Origin of the sequence: Nocardia aobensis NBRC 100429, from assembly GCF_000308375.1 — a bacterium.
GTDB lineage: Bacteria > Actinomycetota > Actinomycetes > Mycobacteriales > Mycobacteriaceae > Nocardia > Nocardia aobensis.
The window spans coordinates 19,510-31,755 of the sequence record NZ_BAFQ01000196.1; the positions used below are offsets into that span (position 1 = coordinate 19,510).

At 67.5% G+C, this 12,246-nt stretch carries 13 protein-coding genes and 1 tRNA gene; 6 read left to right on the forward strand and 8 right to left on the reverse strand.

What is annotated here, in order from left to right:
• The first annotated feature begins 167 nt into the window (after positions 1 to 167).
• Positions 168 to 1,799, forward strand: a complete 1,632-nt coding sequence (gene thiC / locus RJ03_RS25225) for a phosphomethylpyrimidine synthase ThiC (RefSeq protein ID WP_036506335.1) — start codon at positions 168 to 170, stop codon at positions 1,797 to 1,799.
• Between the two features lie 116 nt (positions 1,800 to 1,915).
• Here thiC and RJ03_RS25230 read toward each other — a convergent pair whose 3' ends face one another.
• On the reverse strand, positions 1,916 to 2,557 hold the full coding sequence (locus RJ03_RS25230; protein WP_036506338.1) for a TetR/AcrR family transcriptional regulator C-terminal domain-containing protein: 642 nt from the start codon (positions 2,555 to 2,557) through the stop codon (positions 1,916 to 1,918).
• Positions 2,558 to 2,644: 87 nt separating this feature from the next.
• On the opposite strand from RJ03_RS25230, the gene RJ03_RS25235 reads away from it, so the two are divergent.
• Positions 2,645 to 4,132, forward strand: coding sequence for an FAD-dependent monooxygenase (locus RJ03_RS25235; RefSeq protein WP_036506341.1), 1,488 nt, complete (start codon positions 2,645 to 2,647; stop codon positions 4,130 to 4,132).
• A gap of 46 nt (positions 4,133 to 4,178) precedes the next feature.
• On the opposite strand, the gene RJ03_RS25240 is transcribed toward RJ03_RS25235, so the two are convergent.
• The gene (locus tag RJ03_RS25240) at positions 4,179 to 4,826 is read right to left on the reverse strand and encodes a TetR/AcrR family transcriptional regulator (RefSeq protein WP_036506345.1); all 648 of its coding nucleotides are present in this window, start codon (positions 4,824 to 4,826) and stop codon (positions 4,179 to 4,181) included.
• An 87-nt stretch (positions 4,827 to 4,913) separates the two neighbouring features.
• Here RJ03_RS25240 and RJ03_RS25245 point away from each other — a divergent pair, with 87 nt between their 5' ends.
• Positions 4,914 to 6,047, forward strand: a complete 1,134-nt coding sequence (locus RJ03_RS25245) for an epoxide hydrolase family protein (protein ID WP_036506347.1) — start codon at positions 4,914 to 4,916, stop codon at positions 6,045 to 6,047.
• A 47-nt stretch (positions 6,048 to 6,094) separates the two neighbouring features.
• Here RJ03_RS25245 and RJ03_RS37830 read toward each other — a convergent pair whose 3' ends face one another.
• Complete coding sequence (locus tag RJ03_RS37830; protein WP_086007310.1) at positions 6,095 to 6,232, reverse strand: hypothetical protein; 138 nt, start codon at positions 6,230 to 6,232, stop codon at positions 6,095 to 6,097.
• Between the two features lie 147 nt (positions 6,233 to 6,379).
• On the opposite strand from RJ03_RS37830, the gene thiD reads away from it, so the two are divergent.
• The 3 genes from thiD to RJ03_RS25260 all read left to right on the forward strand — a co-directional run bounded on the left by thiD (position 6,380) and on the right by RJ03_RS25260 (position 9,129).
• On the forward strand, positions 6,380 to 7,225 hold the full coding sequence (gene thiD / locus RJ03_RS25250) for a bifunctional hydroxymethylpyrimidine kinase/phosphomethylpyrimidine kinase (protein WP_036506350.1): 846 nt from the start codon (positions 6,380 to 6,382) through the stop codon (positions 7,223 to 7,225).
• A 61-nt stretch (positions 7,226 to 7,286) separates the two neighbouring features.
• A complete protein-coding gene (locus tag RJ03_RS25255) occupies positions 7,287 to 7,784 on the forward strand; it encodes a nitroreductase/quinone reductase family protein (RefSeq protein WP_036506352.1) in 498 nt (165 codons plus the stop codon).
• Between the two features lie 88 nt (positions 7,785 to 7,872).
• Entirely contained in the window at positions 7,873 to 9,129 is a 1,257-nt protein-coding gene (locus RJ03_RS25260; RefSeq protein ID WP_232329603.1) for a bifunctional glycosyltransferase family 2/GtrA family protein, read from the forward strand.
• A 49-nt stretch (positions 9,130 to 9,178) separates the two neighbouring features.
• Here the strand turns inward: RJ03_RS25260 and RJ03_RS25265 are convergent.
• The 5 genes from RJ03_RS25265 to RJ03_RS25280 form a co-directional block, all read right to left on the reverse strand.
• A tRNA-Glu gene (locus RJ03_RS25265) sits at positions 9,179 to 9,251 on the reverse strand.
• An 84-nt stretch (positions 9,252 to 9,335) separates the two neighbouring features.
• Positions 9,336 to 9,473 (reverse strand): hypothetical protein, encoded by a 138-nt coding sequence (locus RJ03_RS37835; RefSeq protein WP_157104452.1) that lies wholly within the window; start codon positions 9,471 to 9,473, stop codon positions 9,336 to 9,338.
• 100 nt (positions 9,474 to 9,573) lie between these two features.
• Positions 9,574 to 10,188 carry a TetR/AcrR family transcriptional regulator gene (locus RJ03_RS25270; RefSeq protein WP_036506355.1) on the reverse strand — a complete coding sequence of 205 codons (615 nt, stop codon included), beginning with the start codon at positions 10,186 to 10,188 and terminating at the stop codon, positions 9,574 to 9,576.
• A gap of 7 nt (positions 10,189 to 10,195) precedes the next feature.
• Positions 10,196 to 11,008, reverse strand: a complete 813-nt coding sequence (locus tag RJ03_RS25275; RefSeq protein ID WP_051025229.1) for an enoyl-CoA hydratase family protein — start codon at positions 11,006 to 11,008, stop codon at positions 10,196 to 10,198.
• 76 nt (positions 11,009 to 11,084) lie between these two features.
• Positions 11,085 to 12,245: an acyl-CoA dehydrogenase family protein gene (locus RJ03_RS25280; RefSeq protein WP_036506404.1), complete on the reverse strand. Its 1,161-nt coding sequence runs from the start codon at positions 12,243 to 12,245 to the stop codon at positions 11,085 to 11,087.
• Between the last annotated feature and the right edge of the window lies 1 nt (position 12,246).

Here is a 12,246-nt window from a genome sequence, read left to right on the forward strand (position 1 = left end):
AGTGACGCGCCCCACGGGCGCGCGGTACCCTCGGCCGGGTACCACATCGTGCCAACGGGGGCTCGCACCAGCGGGCTGAGAGGACGGCTAGCCCATTCGGGCGGTTCAGGGCCGTCGACCGTACGAACCTGACCGGGTAATGCCGGCGTAGGGAGGATTGAGCTCACATGTCGTCGAACCATGTCACCACGGGCCCCATCGCGGGCAGCGCAAAGCACTACGAGCAGATCGAAGCCGACGGGACGACCTTGCGCATCCCGGTCCGCCGGATCAACCTGACCAACGGCGAACACTTCGACGTCTACGACACCTCCGGCCCGTACACCGACGATTCGGCCACGATCGACCTGGAGGCCGGACTGCCGAAGCTCCGCGCCGGCTGGACCCAGCCGGACGTGCCGGGACCGCGTACTCAGCTGGCCTGGGCCAGAGCCGGCGCGATCACCGCCGAGATGCGGTATATCGCTGCGCGCGAAGGTGTTTCGCCGGAATTGGTTCGCGACGAGGTGGCCGCCGGCCGGGCCGTGATCCCCGCCAACCACAACCACCCCGAATGTGAGCCGATGATCATCGGCAAGAAGTTCGCGGTGAAGATCAACGCCAATATCGGCAATTCCGCGGTCACCTCCTCGATCGCCGAAGAGGTGGAGAAGATGGTGTGGGCCACCCGCTGGGGCGCCGACACCATCATGGACCTGTCCACCGGTAAGAACATCCACGAGACCCGCGAATGGATCCTGCGGAATTCGCCGGTGCCGGTCGGCACCGTGCCGATCTACCAGGCACTGGAGAAGGTGAACGGCGATCCGACCCAGCTGACCTGGGAGATCTATCGCGACACCGTGATCGAGCAGGCCGAGCAGGGCGTGGACTACATGACCGTGCACGCGGGGGTGCTGCTGCGGTACGTTCCGCTGACCGCCAAGCGCGTCACCGGCATCGTCTCGCGCGGCGGTTCGATCATGGCGGCATGGTGTCTGGCTCACCACCAGGAATCCTTCCTGTACACCAACTTCGCGGAACTGTGCGAGATCCTGGCGAAATACGACATCACCTTCTCGCTCGGCGACGGGTTGCGGCCCGGTTCCATCGCCGATGCCAACGACGAGGCGCAGTTCGCCGAACTGCGCACGCTCGGCGAGCTGACCAAGATCGCGAAATCGCATGGCGTACAGGTGATGATCGAGGGCCCGGGCCACGTTCCGATGCACAAGATCGTGGAGAACGTGCGGCTCGAGGAGGAGCTGTGCGAGGAGGCGCCGTTCTACACGCTGGGCCCGCTCGCCACCGATATCGCCCCGGCCTACGACCACATCACCTCGGCGATCGGCGCGGCGATCATCGCGCAGGCCGGCACCGCGATGCTCTGCTACGTCACCCCGAAGGAACATCTGGGGCTGCCCAATCGCGACGATGTGAAGACCGGCGTCATCACCTACAAGATCGCCGCGCATTCGGCCGATCTCGCCAAGGGGCATCCGCGGGCACAGGAACGCGACGACGCACTGTCCAAGGCGCGCTTCGAATTCCGCTGGCACGACCAGTTCGCGCTGTCGCTGGATCCCGACACCGCGCGGGAGTACCACGACGAGACGCTGCCCGCCGAACCCGCCAAGACGGCCCACTTCTGCTCGATGTGCGGTCCGAAGTTCTGTTCGATGCGCATCTCCGCCGATGTGCGCGAGTACGCGGAGAAGCAGGGGCTCACCGACGTGGAGGCCATCGAGGCCGGTATGGCCGAGAAGTCGGCCGAATTCGCCGAGGCCGGCGGAAAGGTCTATCTGCCCGTCGTGTCGTGACAGCGAAAGCTGTTGTGCCGTAACGGCGCTGCCGTTGCGCTGCGTGCGCCGACGCCTGCCCGCCGCCAGGGTGCGCGTCGGCGCCGCAGATGTGCCGCCGGCCCGCGGACGTCAGCTCATCGCTCGATGTTCGCGAGCGTCCGGATGCCGGTGAGGATCACGCGGACGCCGTGGTCGAATTCGTCGTTCGGATCCATGGCGGACAGCTTCGTGACCAGATTCGCGGTGCGCGGATAACGATCGCGGTCGACCGCCCGGTCGATATGCGAATAGGGGTTGTCGGCGCCGTAATCCGCACCGATGCGCGCCTGCTCCTCGATCACGAATCCGACCGTGTAGTGCAGGACGATCGGGAAGACCCACCCCGCCTCGTCGGCGGAGAACCCGGCGTCCTCCAGCGTGCGTAGGGTCAATTCCATGGTGCGCCACATGGATTCGTCGCTGACGTAGGTACCGGCGAGCAGTCTGCCGCCGTCGCGGTGCCGCAGCATCGAACTGCGCAGGCGCCCGGCCAGTTCGGCGATCCAGTCCTGCCAGGTCTCGCCCCGGCGCGGCCCCTCCACGCGGTCGACCGCGGCGGCGAAGACCGCGCGCGCCATCACGTCGAGCAGTTCCTGCTTGTTCTTGACATGCCAGTAGAGCGCCGGCGCCTGCACATCGAGCGCGGACGCCACCTTGCGCATGGTCAGCCCGTCGAGCCCGGTCTCGTCCAGCAGCTCCAGCGCGGCCGCGCCGATGGCGTTGGCGTCGAGTTTCATCGCACCTCCAGTCGATTGCTTGACAGCTTAACAATGTTCTGGTGTCCTTAACAGCGTTAAGGGTTTAACGATGTTAAGGAGCGGGGCGTGCACACAACGGATGTAGTCGTCGCAGGTGGCGGGCCTACCGGGCTGATGCTGGCGTACGAATTGCAACTGGCCGGGGTCGCGGTGGAGGTACTGGACGCGCTGCCGGCACGCACCGGCGAATCGCGGGCCGGAGGTATCCACGCGCGCACCATGGAGATCCTCGACCAGCGCGGTCTGCTCGACGACCTGCTGCGGCAGGGGCGCACACTGCCGCGGGGCCACTTCGGCGGACTCCCGCTCGACTTCGGCGATTTCCACACCCGCTTCCCGTACACCCTCGCGGTGTTGCAGTCGGTGATCGAGCGCGAACTGGACCGCCACGCGACGGCGGCCGGCGCGCCTGTGCAATGGGATTCGCCCGTCACCGGATTCCGCCAGGACGATTCCGGGGTCGAGGTCGAGGTCGGCGGGAGCCGTCCGCGTCGGATCCGCGCGGCCTACCTGGTCGGCTGCGACGGCGGGCGCAGTTCGGTGCGCAAGCTCGCGGGCATCGGCTTCGACGGCACGGACGCGACGGTGACGGGCATGATCGCCGACGTCGAACTCACCGCTCCCCCCGCCGAGCTGTTCTTCGGCGCCCGCGGTGCGACCGGCGACTATTCGGTGATCCAGTTCGAGCCCGGGTGGTACCGGTTGATCGCCCAGTGCCACGACCGGGTGCGCGAGCGCGGCAGCGCCCTGACCTTCGACGAATTCCGCAGCGCGTTCACCGAACTCGCGGGCACCGATTTCGGCATGCACAGCCCGCGGTGGGTCACCCACTACGGCGATGCCGCCCGGCAGGCCGACCGCTACCGGGTCGGCCGGGTGTTCCTGGCGGGCGACGCCGCGCACATCCATTTCCCGGCCGGTGGCCAGGGCCAGAATCTGGGGCTGCAGGATGCGGTCAATCTGGGCTGGAAGATCGCGGCCGTGCTGCGCGGCAACGCCTCCGACGCACTGCTGGACACCTACGAATCCGAACGCCATCCGATCGCCGCGCGCGTACTGCGGAACACGCGCGCTCAGACGGCGCTGTCACGGCCCGGTGCGCATGTGGACGCGTTGCGCGACAGCATGTCCGATCTTTTCGACATCGACGAGGTGCGCCACCGCCTCGGACTCATGATCACCGCCCTGGACATCCGCTACGACTGCGGGAACGAGCACCCGCTGTGCGGCCGGCGCGTACCGGATGCCGATATCGCGACCGCCGACGGGCCCACCCGCGTGCACGAGCTGATGCGTTCGGGACGTCCGATTCTGTTGGTGCGCAACGTGACCGAGATTCCTGATATCAGCGAGTGGAAGGACCGGGTGGACATCGTGTGCGCGTCCGATCCGGCCACCGAATGGATCGTCCCCGGATCCGGCCCGGTTCCGGCGCCCGTGTACACGCTCATCCGACCTGACGGGTATATCGCTTGGGCCGCAGGCGATTCCACTACCGAGGGACTGAACACCGCACTTACCGCCTGGGTCGGCCGCGCTTCGGCCGACCGGTGACCCCGGCGGCTACCCAGGCCCCTCGGCACCCGCCGTGGTACCGCTGCTACTTCCGGGGCTGCCAGCGGGCGACGAAATCGTCGGGTTGTGGTGCGGGGCCGGGAAGTTCGCCGGGGGTGCGCAGTCCGTCGAGCAGCAGAGCGAGTATGCGGTGGCGCAACTGCGCGGTTCGAGTGGCATCGGGGAGGAGGATCGCGGCGCAAGCCTCCAGGACCAGGCTGAGATCGGCGATCGTCACTCCGTCGCGGACAGCGCCGGAAACCTGTGCCCGGCGCAGTATTTCCTCGTTCAGCTCCGCGGACCGTTGCACCTGAGGCCCGAACGATTCGTCCGGGGTGAACGTGCCGGCCAGTCGCACGGTCAGCGAATGCACATCGGCGTCGACCACCCGGCGCAGGAATTCGGCGAGCACGTCGACGTCGGCCGCCGACTCCAGCGCGGCCTCGGCCTCGGCGTTGTAGCGGCACAAACCCTGGTAGCAGAGGGTGCGCAGCAGTGCCTCCTTACTCGGATAGCGGCGATACAGCGCGCTGATCCCCACTCCGGCCCGCTCGGCGACGGCCGAGATCGGGGCGGTCGCATCGGCGAGAAAGACGGCGCGAGCGGCGTCGAGGATGATCCCGTCGTTGCGCGCGGCCTGCGCCTTGCGACCGGGAAGGGCCTGGTGAGCTGGGGCGTCGGCTGATTTCGGCATGGTTTCAGCCTAACACTTGAAACGGAATGATCCGTTCTGATACTGTTCCAGCAGAACGAAACATTCCGTTCCAAAAGGGAGACGATCATGACCATCCGCCCGTTCCACATCGACATCCCGCAGGACCGCCTCGACGACCTCGCCGATCGGCTGCGCCGGGCACTGTGGCCGGACGAACTGCCCGGCGTCGGCGACGCCTACGGTGTGCCGGGTGATCGGGTGCGCGCGCTGGCGAAGTACTGGTTGAACGACTTCGATTGGCGCGCAACGGAAGCGCGACTGAATGCGCATCCGCAGTTCCGCACGGAGATCGACGGCGAGGATATTCACTTCCTGCACGTCCGCTCGTCGCGGCCGGATGCGTTGCCGGTCATCCTCACCCACGGCTGGCCCGGATCGGTGCTGGAGTACCTGGACGTGATCGAGGCGCTGACCGAACCGGAATCCCCCGACCATCCGGCCTTCCACGTGGTCCTGCCGTCGCTGCCGGGCTTCGGCTTCTCCGGCCCGACCCGCAGCACCGGCTGGGGCACCCAGCGCACCGCGCGCGCCTGGGTGGAGCTGATGGATCGGCTCGGTTACGAGCGCTTCGGCGCGATCGGCAACGACGGTGGGTCGATGATCTCCCCGGAGATCGGCCGGCTGGCCGGCGATCGCGTGGTGGGCGTCCACGTGACGCAGTTGTTCTCCTTCCCCTCCGGCGACCCGGCCGAATTCGACGGGCTCTCCGAAGAGGATCTGGGCGCGCTCGCACACCTGCAGTGGTTCCAGGACAACAAGATGGCGTTCAACATTCTGTGCAGCCAGCAGCCGCAGACACTGGCCTACGCGTTGAGCGACTCTCCGCTCGGTCTGCTGGGCTGGAACGCACAGCTTTTCGGCGAAAGTCTCGATCCGGAATTCGTGATCGGCAATATCGCGCTGTACTGGCTCACCGGCACCGCGGCCTCCTCGATCCGCTTCTACTACGAGAACGCCCACGCCACCGAGCGTCCGTCCGGACCGACCACCACCCCGACCGCGCTGGCCATGTTCGCCGGGGATTTCCGGTCGATCCGCCGGTTCGCCGAGCGCGACCACGAGAACATCGTCAGCTGGAATTCCTACGACGTGGGATCGGTGACCGGCGGACCCAACGACGCGGCCGGACACTACGCCGCGCATGAGGCGCCGGAGGTCCTGGTCGGCGACATCCGGACGTTCTTCGCCCGGGTCCGGTGAATCCCCCGGCGGCTGAGCAGTCGTGCCGACTGCTCAGCCGGGGCGCCCTATCGCTGCTTCTTCCCCTGGACTGTGGTCTCGACACCCGATGGGGTGACGTCCTTGGCCTTCTTCTCCGCTCGCTTCTCCTTCAGCGACTTGCCGGACTTCTTGGACATGGTGCTGCGCGGAGATTTATCGGACATGAGGGTCCTTTGTTCGGCAGGATTCGAATGATCCTGTTGGCTCGACCGTACGCGCCCGGCCTCCCGCATCGGCGGAATGCGCGATCGGCACGTCCGCGTGAATGACCACGCTGCGGTCGCGGGCCGGCGCGTCGTAGGGTCTGTCTCGTGAAACTGCTGCCGTTGCCGGAACCGGGTACTACGCCGGTCCGGGTGCTGACGATCGCCGGAACCGACTCCGGGGGTGGGGCCGGAATTCAGGCCGATTCGCGGACCATGGCACTGCTCGGCGTGCATGCCTGCGTGGCGGTGGCCGCGGTGACCGTGCAGAACTCGGTCGGGGTCAGCGGTTTCCACGAGATTCCGCCGCAGACCGTCGCCGATCAGGTGCGGGTGGTGACCGGCGATATCGGGGTCGCGGCGGCCAAGACCGGCATGCTGGCCTCGACCGCGATCATCGAGGCCGTGGCCCAGGTCTGCGACGAGGTCGGTATCGGACGCGACGGCACAGTGCCGTTGGTGGTCGACCCGGTGGCTGCGTCGATGCACGGCGACCCGCTGCTGCACGCGGAAGCCCTGGACGCACTGCGCTCGGTTCTCATTCCGCGCGCCACGCTGGTGACCCCGAATCTGGACGAGGTGCGGCTGCTCACCGGCATCGCCGTCACCGACGACCGCAGCGCCCGCAAGGCCGCCGAGGCGCTGATCGCACTCGGCCCGCGCTGGGCCGTCGTCAAGGGCGGTCATCTGCGCTCCTCCGAATTCAGCACCGATCTGCTGTTCGACGGTGACCGCTTCCACGAACTCACCGCACCCCGCATCACGACCGGCAACGATCACGGTGGCGGCGACACCCTGGCCGCCGCCTCCGCCTGCGCCCTGGCACACGGCTACCCGGTGCCCGAGGCGGTGGCCTTCGCCAAGGAATGGACCACGCGCTGTCTGGAGGCGTCCTACGATCTCGGCGCCGGGCACGGACCCGTGTCGCCGCTGTGGCGGCTGCACGGAATCTGAATCGGCACAACGGTTTTCCGCAACGGTCCGATCTGTCGGACCCCTCGGGCATACTGCCGGTATGAGCGAATCCGAGGCGGTCACCCAGCGCGACATCAGCTCCTACGACGATCCGGACGCACCCTGGCATCAAGCCTTCAGCGAGGGCGATATCAAGGACTGGAACCGTCCGGTGATCGACGAGTTCCGGGCCAACGGCGGCAAGGTCGGCGGCTCTTATGCCGACGCCACGCTGCTGTTGCTGACCACCACGGGCGCTCGCAGCGGCAAGCAGCACGTGGTGCCGCTGGGAGTGCTGTACCGGGGCGACATCCCTTATCTGAGTTCGTTCATCGAGGACAAGTACCCGGCTTGGTATCACAACATCAAGGCGAATCCGCAGGTTACGGTCGAACTGGGCGGGCAGACCTACGCCGCCCGGGGACGCGCGCTCGAGGGCGCGGAATACGACGAATTCGCCGCGTGGGTGCTGGCGAACAATCCGCTGCTCGCCGATTTCCAGGCTCGGTCGCAGCGCCCGGTTCCGCTGGTCGTCCTGGAGCTCGGCGACCCGGCCTGACCTCGCGGGCGCTCCCAGGAAGCTCACAGGTCGGGCGCAGCGCTGCCCAAGGCTGATACCCGAAATTGGGATCATGACCGAGACAGCGATGGCGTTCCAGGCGGCCACCACCCCCGACTCGACGCGCACAGCGGTGCTCGAGGTCGTGATCCCTGTGTACAACGAGGAGCGCGATCTGGCCGGATGTGTCCGCCGGCTGCACGCATTCCTGCGTGACGGTTTTCCGTTCTCGACCCGAATCACGGTGGCGGACAACGCATCCACCGACTCCACCCTCGCCGTGGCGCACGAACTCGCCGCGGAGCTGCCCGAGGTCGAGGTCGTCCACCTCGACCGCAAGGGCCGCGGACGCGCGCTGCGTGCGGTGTGGGAGGCCTCCGACGCACAGGTCGTCGCGTATATGGACGTCGACCTGTCCACCGACCTCAACGCCCTGCTGCCGCTGGTGGCCCCGCTGGTCTCCGGACATTCCGATCTCGCGATCGGCACCCGGCTGGCGAAATCCTCGCGCGTGGTGCGCGGCCCGAAGCGCGAGATCATCTCCCGCTGCTACAACTTGATCCTGCGAGCCTCGCTGCAGGCCCGGTTCTCCGACGCCCAGTGCGGATTCAAGGCGATGCGCACCGATGTGGCGCGCCGGATCCTGCCGCTGGTCCAGGACGGGGAATGGTTCTTCGACACCGAACTGCTGGTGATCGCCGAACGCGCCGGACTGCGCATCCACGAGGTTCCGGTGGACTGGATCGACGATCCGGACAGCCGCGTGGACATCATCGACACCGCCCGCAAGGATCTGCTCGGCGTGTGGCGGGTGGGCCGCGGCTTGGCCACCGGCGCCCTGCCGATCAACGACCTGCGCGCCGCCATCGGGCGGGAACCACTGGTGGACGGGGTGCCGCTGGGCATGGTCGGGCAGCTGGTGCGCTTCGGCATCATCGGCGTGCTCTCCACGCTGGCCTACATGCTCCTGTATGTGATGCTGGCGTCGGTGGTCGGCGCCCAACCGGCGAACTTCGCCGCCTTGCTGATCACCGCGGTCGCCAACACCGCGGCGAACCGCGCCTTCACCTTCGGCGTGCGCGGTTCGGGCAACGCGGTCTCCCACCACTTCCAGGGCTTGCTGATCTTCGCCTTCGCCTGGCTGCTGACCAGTGGTTCGCTGTTCGCGCTGCACCGGTGGGCGCCGGACGCGTCCGTGCACGTGGAACTGCTCGTGCTGGTGGTCGCGAATCTGGTGGCCACGCTGACCCGATTCGTGGGACTGCGCTGGGTCTTTCGCAACGCGGTCGCCGACAGCGGCGTCGAGGACATCGCGACGGCACCGGCCTCGGCGGAAACACGGTGACCGAAACGACGATGCCCGCCCTCGAAGAGGGCGGGCATCGTCGTGGTTGTAGCCCCGACGGGATTTGAACCCGCGCTACCGCCTTGAGAGGGCGGCGTCCTAGGCCGCTAGACGACGGGGCCGAGAACTGCGCTCCGGCAACCGGAGCCCGGTCAGCTTATCGGTCGCGGGCGACGGCACCAAATCGGGTGCTCACATTCGCGGTCTCAGAAAGGCCGCCCCTGGATGAGGCCGAAGATTCCGGCGATGAAGAACAGTGGGATGAACAGCGCGGTCGCCACCGGATCGCCGTTGAGATATCCCTGCCGGATACCTTCCAGAGCTGCCGCAGAACCCGAATCCATGATCGATTCCCCTCGCTCGATATGTGATGAATGTGCCCGATCACGCTAGCGCAGCCCAGCGCCCTTCTCATCAGCGCTGTTCCCACCACCGGGCGTGATGTCAGTGCGGCGTGTGCAGTCCCATGTGCAGGGTCACCGCCCACTGGTGCACGATCTGCTTGCGGCGGACCGAGTCGTCGGTCAGGACGTCGGCCAGCCCCAGGCCGCGGGCCATGTCGAGGGTGGCCTGCACCAGGTGATGGGCGACCGGGTCGGAGTCGTCGACGCCGAGGGCCTCGACGGCCAGGCGATGGGAGACCCGGCCGAAGTGCGCCTCGAGCGGCACGATGCGTTCACGCAACACCGGATCGGCCGCGGCGTGGGTCCACACCTGCAGCGCCGCCTTGAACAGCGGAGTCGTATAGGACTCGACCAGCTGCGCCACCACCGCCTCGGTGCGGCCGACACCCTGCGCCACCCCGGTCACGGCCGCCGCCTCGGCCTTGGACTGGGCCATCCGGGCGTCGAACATGTACTCGAGGGCGGCGGTGATCAGATCCTCCCGGGTGGGGAAATGATGCTGCGCCGCCCCGCGCGAGACCCCGGCCCGTTCGGCGACCACCGCGACAGTGGCCGCCGCCCAGCCCATATCGGCCAGACAGTCGATGGTGGCCTCGAGCAATCGCTGACGGGTGGCCCGGCTGCGGTCCTGCTTGGGTTCGTGCGATGCGGTCATGATCGGTTCATTCTGCCCAGCTGGGTGGGCGGCGCTGGAAGAAGGCCGTCATCCCCTCGATCACCTCGGGCGTGCCGAAGAAACTGCCGGAGCGTTTGGCCAGCTCATCGGCCGTGCGATCGAATTCGGCAACGAGGGACGCATTCACCAGCCGCTTACTTTCGGCCAGCCCCTGCGGGGAGCCCTTGCGCAGTTCGCCGCACAGCCGGGCGACCTCGGCTTCGGCATCGTCGGCGGCGACGGTGATCAACCCGATGCGCTCGGCCTCGGCCGCGTCGAAGGTCTCGCCGGTCTGGTAGTAGCGGGCGGCGGCCCGGGAGGTCAGCCGCGGCAGCAGCGTGAGCGAGATCATGAACGGCGCCAGGCCCAGCCGCGCCTCGGTGAGCGCGAAACTGCTCGACGGTCCGGCGACCGCGATATCGCAGGCGCCGACGATGCCCATTCCGCCCGCGCGCACATTGCCGTCGATCTGCGCGAGCACCGGCTTGTGCAGTTCCACGATGCCGCGCAGCACGTCGATCATCCACCGGGTGCGGATGTCGGCGGCCGCGGCCGGATCGGCGTCGAGCGCTTCCTTGAGGTCCGCGCCGGCGCAGAACGTGTTACCGGTGTGGGTGAGGATCACCCCGCGGGCCCGTTCGTCGGCCCCGGCCTTGCGCAGTCCGTCGAGCAGTTCGCGAACCAGCTTCGAGGACAACGCATTCCGATTGTGCGGTGAATCCAGCGTGAGGACCGCGAAGCCGTCGCGCAGGTCGTACCGCACGAAAGGAGATTCGGCGCCCGTGGTTTCGGTGCCTGTGGTTTCGGTGGTTTCGCTCACGTGTGCATTCCTCCTCGTCCGGTTCGGGTGGTGTCGTCCGGCCGGGCCGCGCACGGGCGGCCCGGACGGTCGCCGCTCAGTACGACTTCGGCAGTCCCAGCGAGTGCTGGGAGACGAAGTTCAGGATCATTTCCCGGCTCACCGGAGCCACTCGCGCGATCCGCGCCGCGCCGAGCATGCCCGCCAGGCCGATGTCCGCGGTCAGGCCCGAACCACCGTGGGTCTGGATGGACTGATCCAGGGCCTTGATACTCGCCTCCGCCGCAGCGTATTTCGCCATATTGGCGGCCTCCGCGGCACCGAAGTCGTCGCCGGAATCGTAGAGGACGGCGGCCTTCTGCATCATCAGCTTGGCCAGTTCGAGTTCGATCTTCACCTGGGCCAGCGGATGCGAGATGCCCTGGTGCGCCGCGATCGGCGTCTTCCAGACCTGCCGTTCCCGGGCGTATTCGACCGTCCGGTCGATGGCGTAGCGGCCCATACCGACCGCCATCGCCGCACCCATGATGCGCTCGGGATTGAGGCCGGCGAACAGCTGCGCGATCGCGGCGTCCTCCTGGCCCACCAGCGCGCTGCCGGGCAGGCGCACATCGTCGAGGAACAGCGTGAACTGGTTGTCCGGCTCGATGATGTCCATCTCCTGGCGGTTCTTCTCGAAGCCGGGAGTATCGGTCGGGACGATGAACAGAGCCGGCTTCAACTTGCCGGTCTTGGAATCCTCGGTGCGCGAGACGATCAGGACCGCCTCGGCCTGATCCACACCGGAGATGAAGATCTTGCGGCCGTTGAGGATCCAGTCGCCACCGTCGCGGCGCGCGGTGGTGGTGATGTTGTGCGAGTTGGAGCCGGCGTCGGGTTCGGTGATGCCGAACACCATCTTCGACGAGCCGTCGGCCAGCCGGGTCAGCCAGTACTGCTTCTGCTCCTCGGTGCCGTATTTGGTGATGATGGTGCCGCAGATCGCGGGCGAGACCACCATCAGCAGCAGGCCCGCACCCTGGGCGGCCAGTTCCTCCATCACCAGCGCCAGTTCGTAGATTCCGGCGCCACCGCCGCCGTACTCCTCCGGCAGATTCACGCCGAGGAAGCCGAGTTCGCCCGCCTCGTCCCACAATTCGTCCAGCGGCTCGTTGCGGCGCGCCTTCGCGGACACGTAGTCGCGGTAGTTGTACTTCGCGGCGAGCTTGGCGACGGCCGCCCGCAGCTGCTTCTGTTCGTCGGTTTCGATGAAACTCATG

Bases quoted from the DNA above. Each gene is read 5' to 3' on its own strand.
- thiC (WP_036506335.1), top strand. From the start codon at position 168: ATGTCGTCGAACCATGTCACCACGGGCCCCATCGCGGGCAGCGCAAAG.
- RJ03_RS25230 (WP_036506338.1), bottom strand. From the start codon at position 2,557: ATGAAACTCGACGCCAACGCCATCGGCGCGGCCGCGCTGGAGCTGCTG.
- RJ03_RS25240 (WP_036506345.1), bottom strand. From the start codon at position 4,826: ATGCCGAAATCAGCCGACGCCCCAGCTCACCAGGCCCTTCCCGGTCGC.
- RJ03_RS25245 (WP_036506347.1), top strand. From the start codon at position 4,914: ATGACCATCCGCCCGTTCCACATCGACATCCCGCAGGACCGCCTCGAC.
- RJ03_RS37830 (WP_086007310.1), bottom strand. From the start codon at position 6,232: ATGTCCGATAAATCTCCGCGCAGCACCATGTCCAAGAAGTCCGGCAAG.
- RJ03_RS25255 (WP_036506352.1), top strand. From the start codon at position 7,287: ATGAGCGAATCCGAGGCGGTCACCCAGCGCGACATCAGCTCCTACGAC.
- RJ03_RS25260 (WP_232329603.1), top strand. From the start codon at position 7,873: ATGGCGTTCCAGGCGGCCACCACCCCCGACTCGACGCGCACAGCGGTG.
- RJ03_RS37835 (WP_157104452.1), bottom strand. From the start codon at position 9,473: ATGGATTCGGGTTCTGCGGCAGCTCTGGAAGGTATCCGGCAGGGATAT.
- RJ03_RS25270 (WP_036506355.1), bottom strand. From the start codon at position 10,188: ATGACCGCATCGCACGAACCCAAGCAGGACCGCAGCCGGGCCACCCGT.
- RJ03_RS25280 (WP_036506404.1), bottom strand. From the start codon at position 12,245: ATGAGTTTCATCGAAACCGACGAACAGAAGCAGCTGCGGGCGGCCGTC.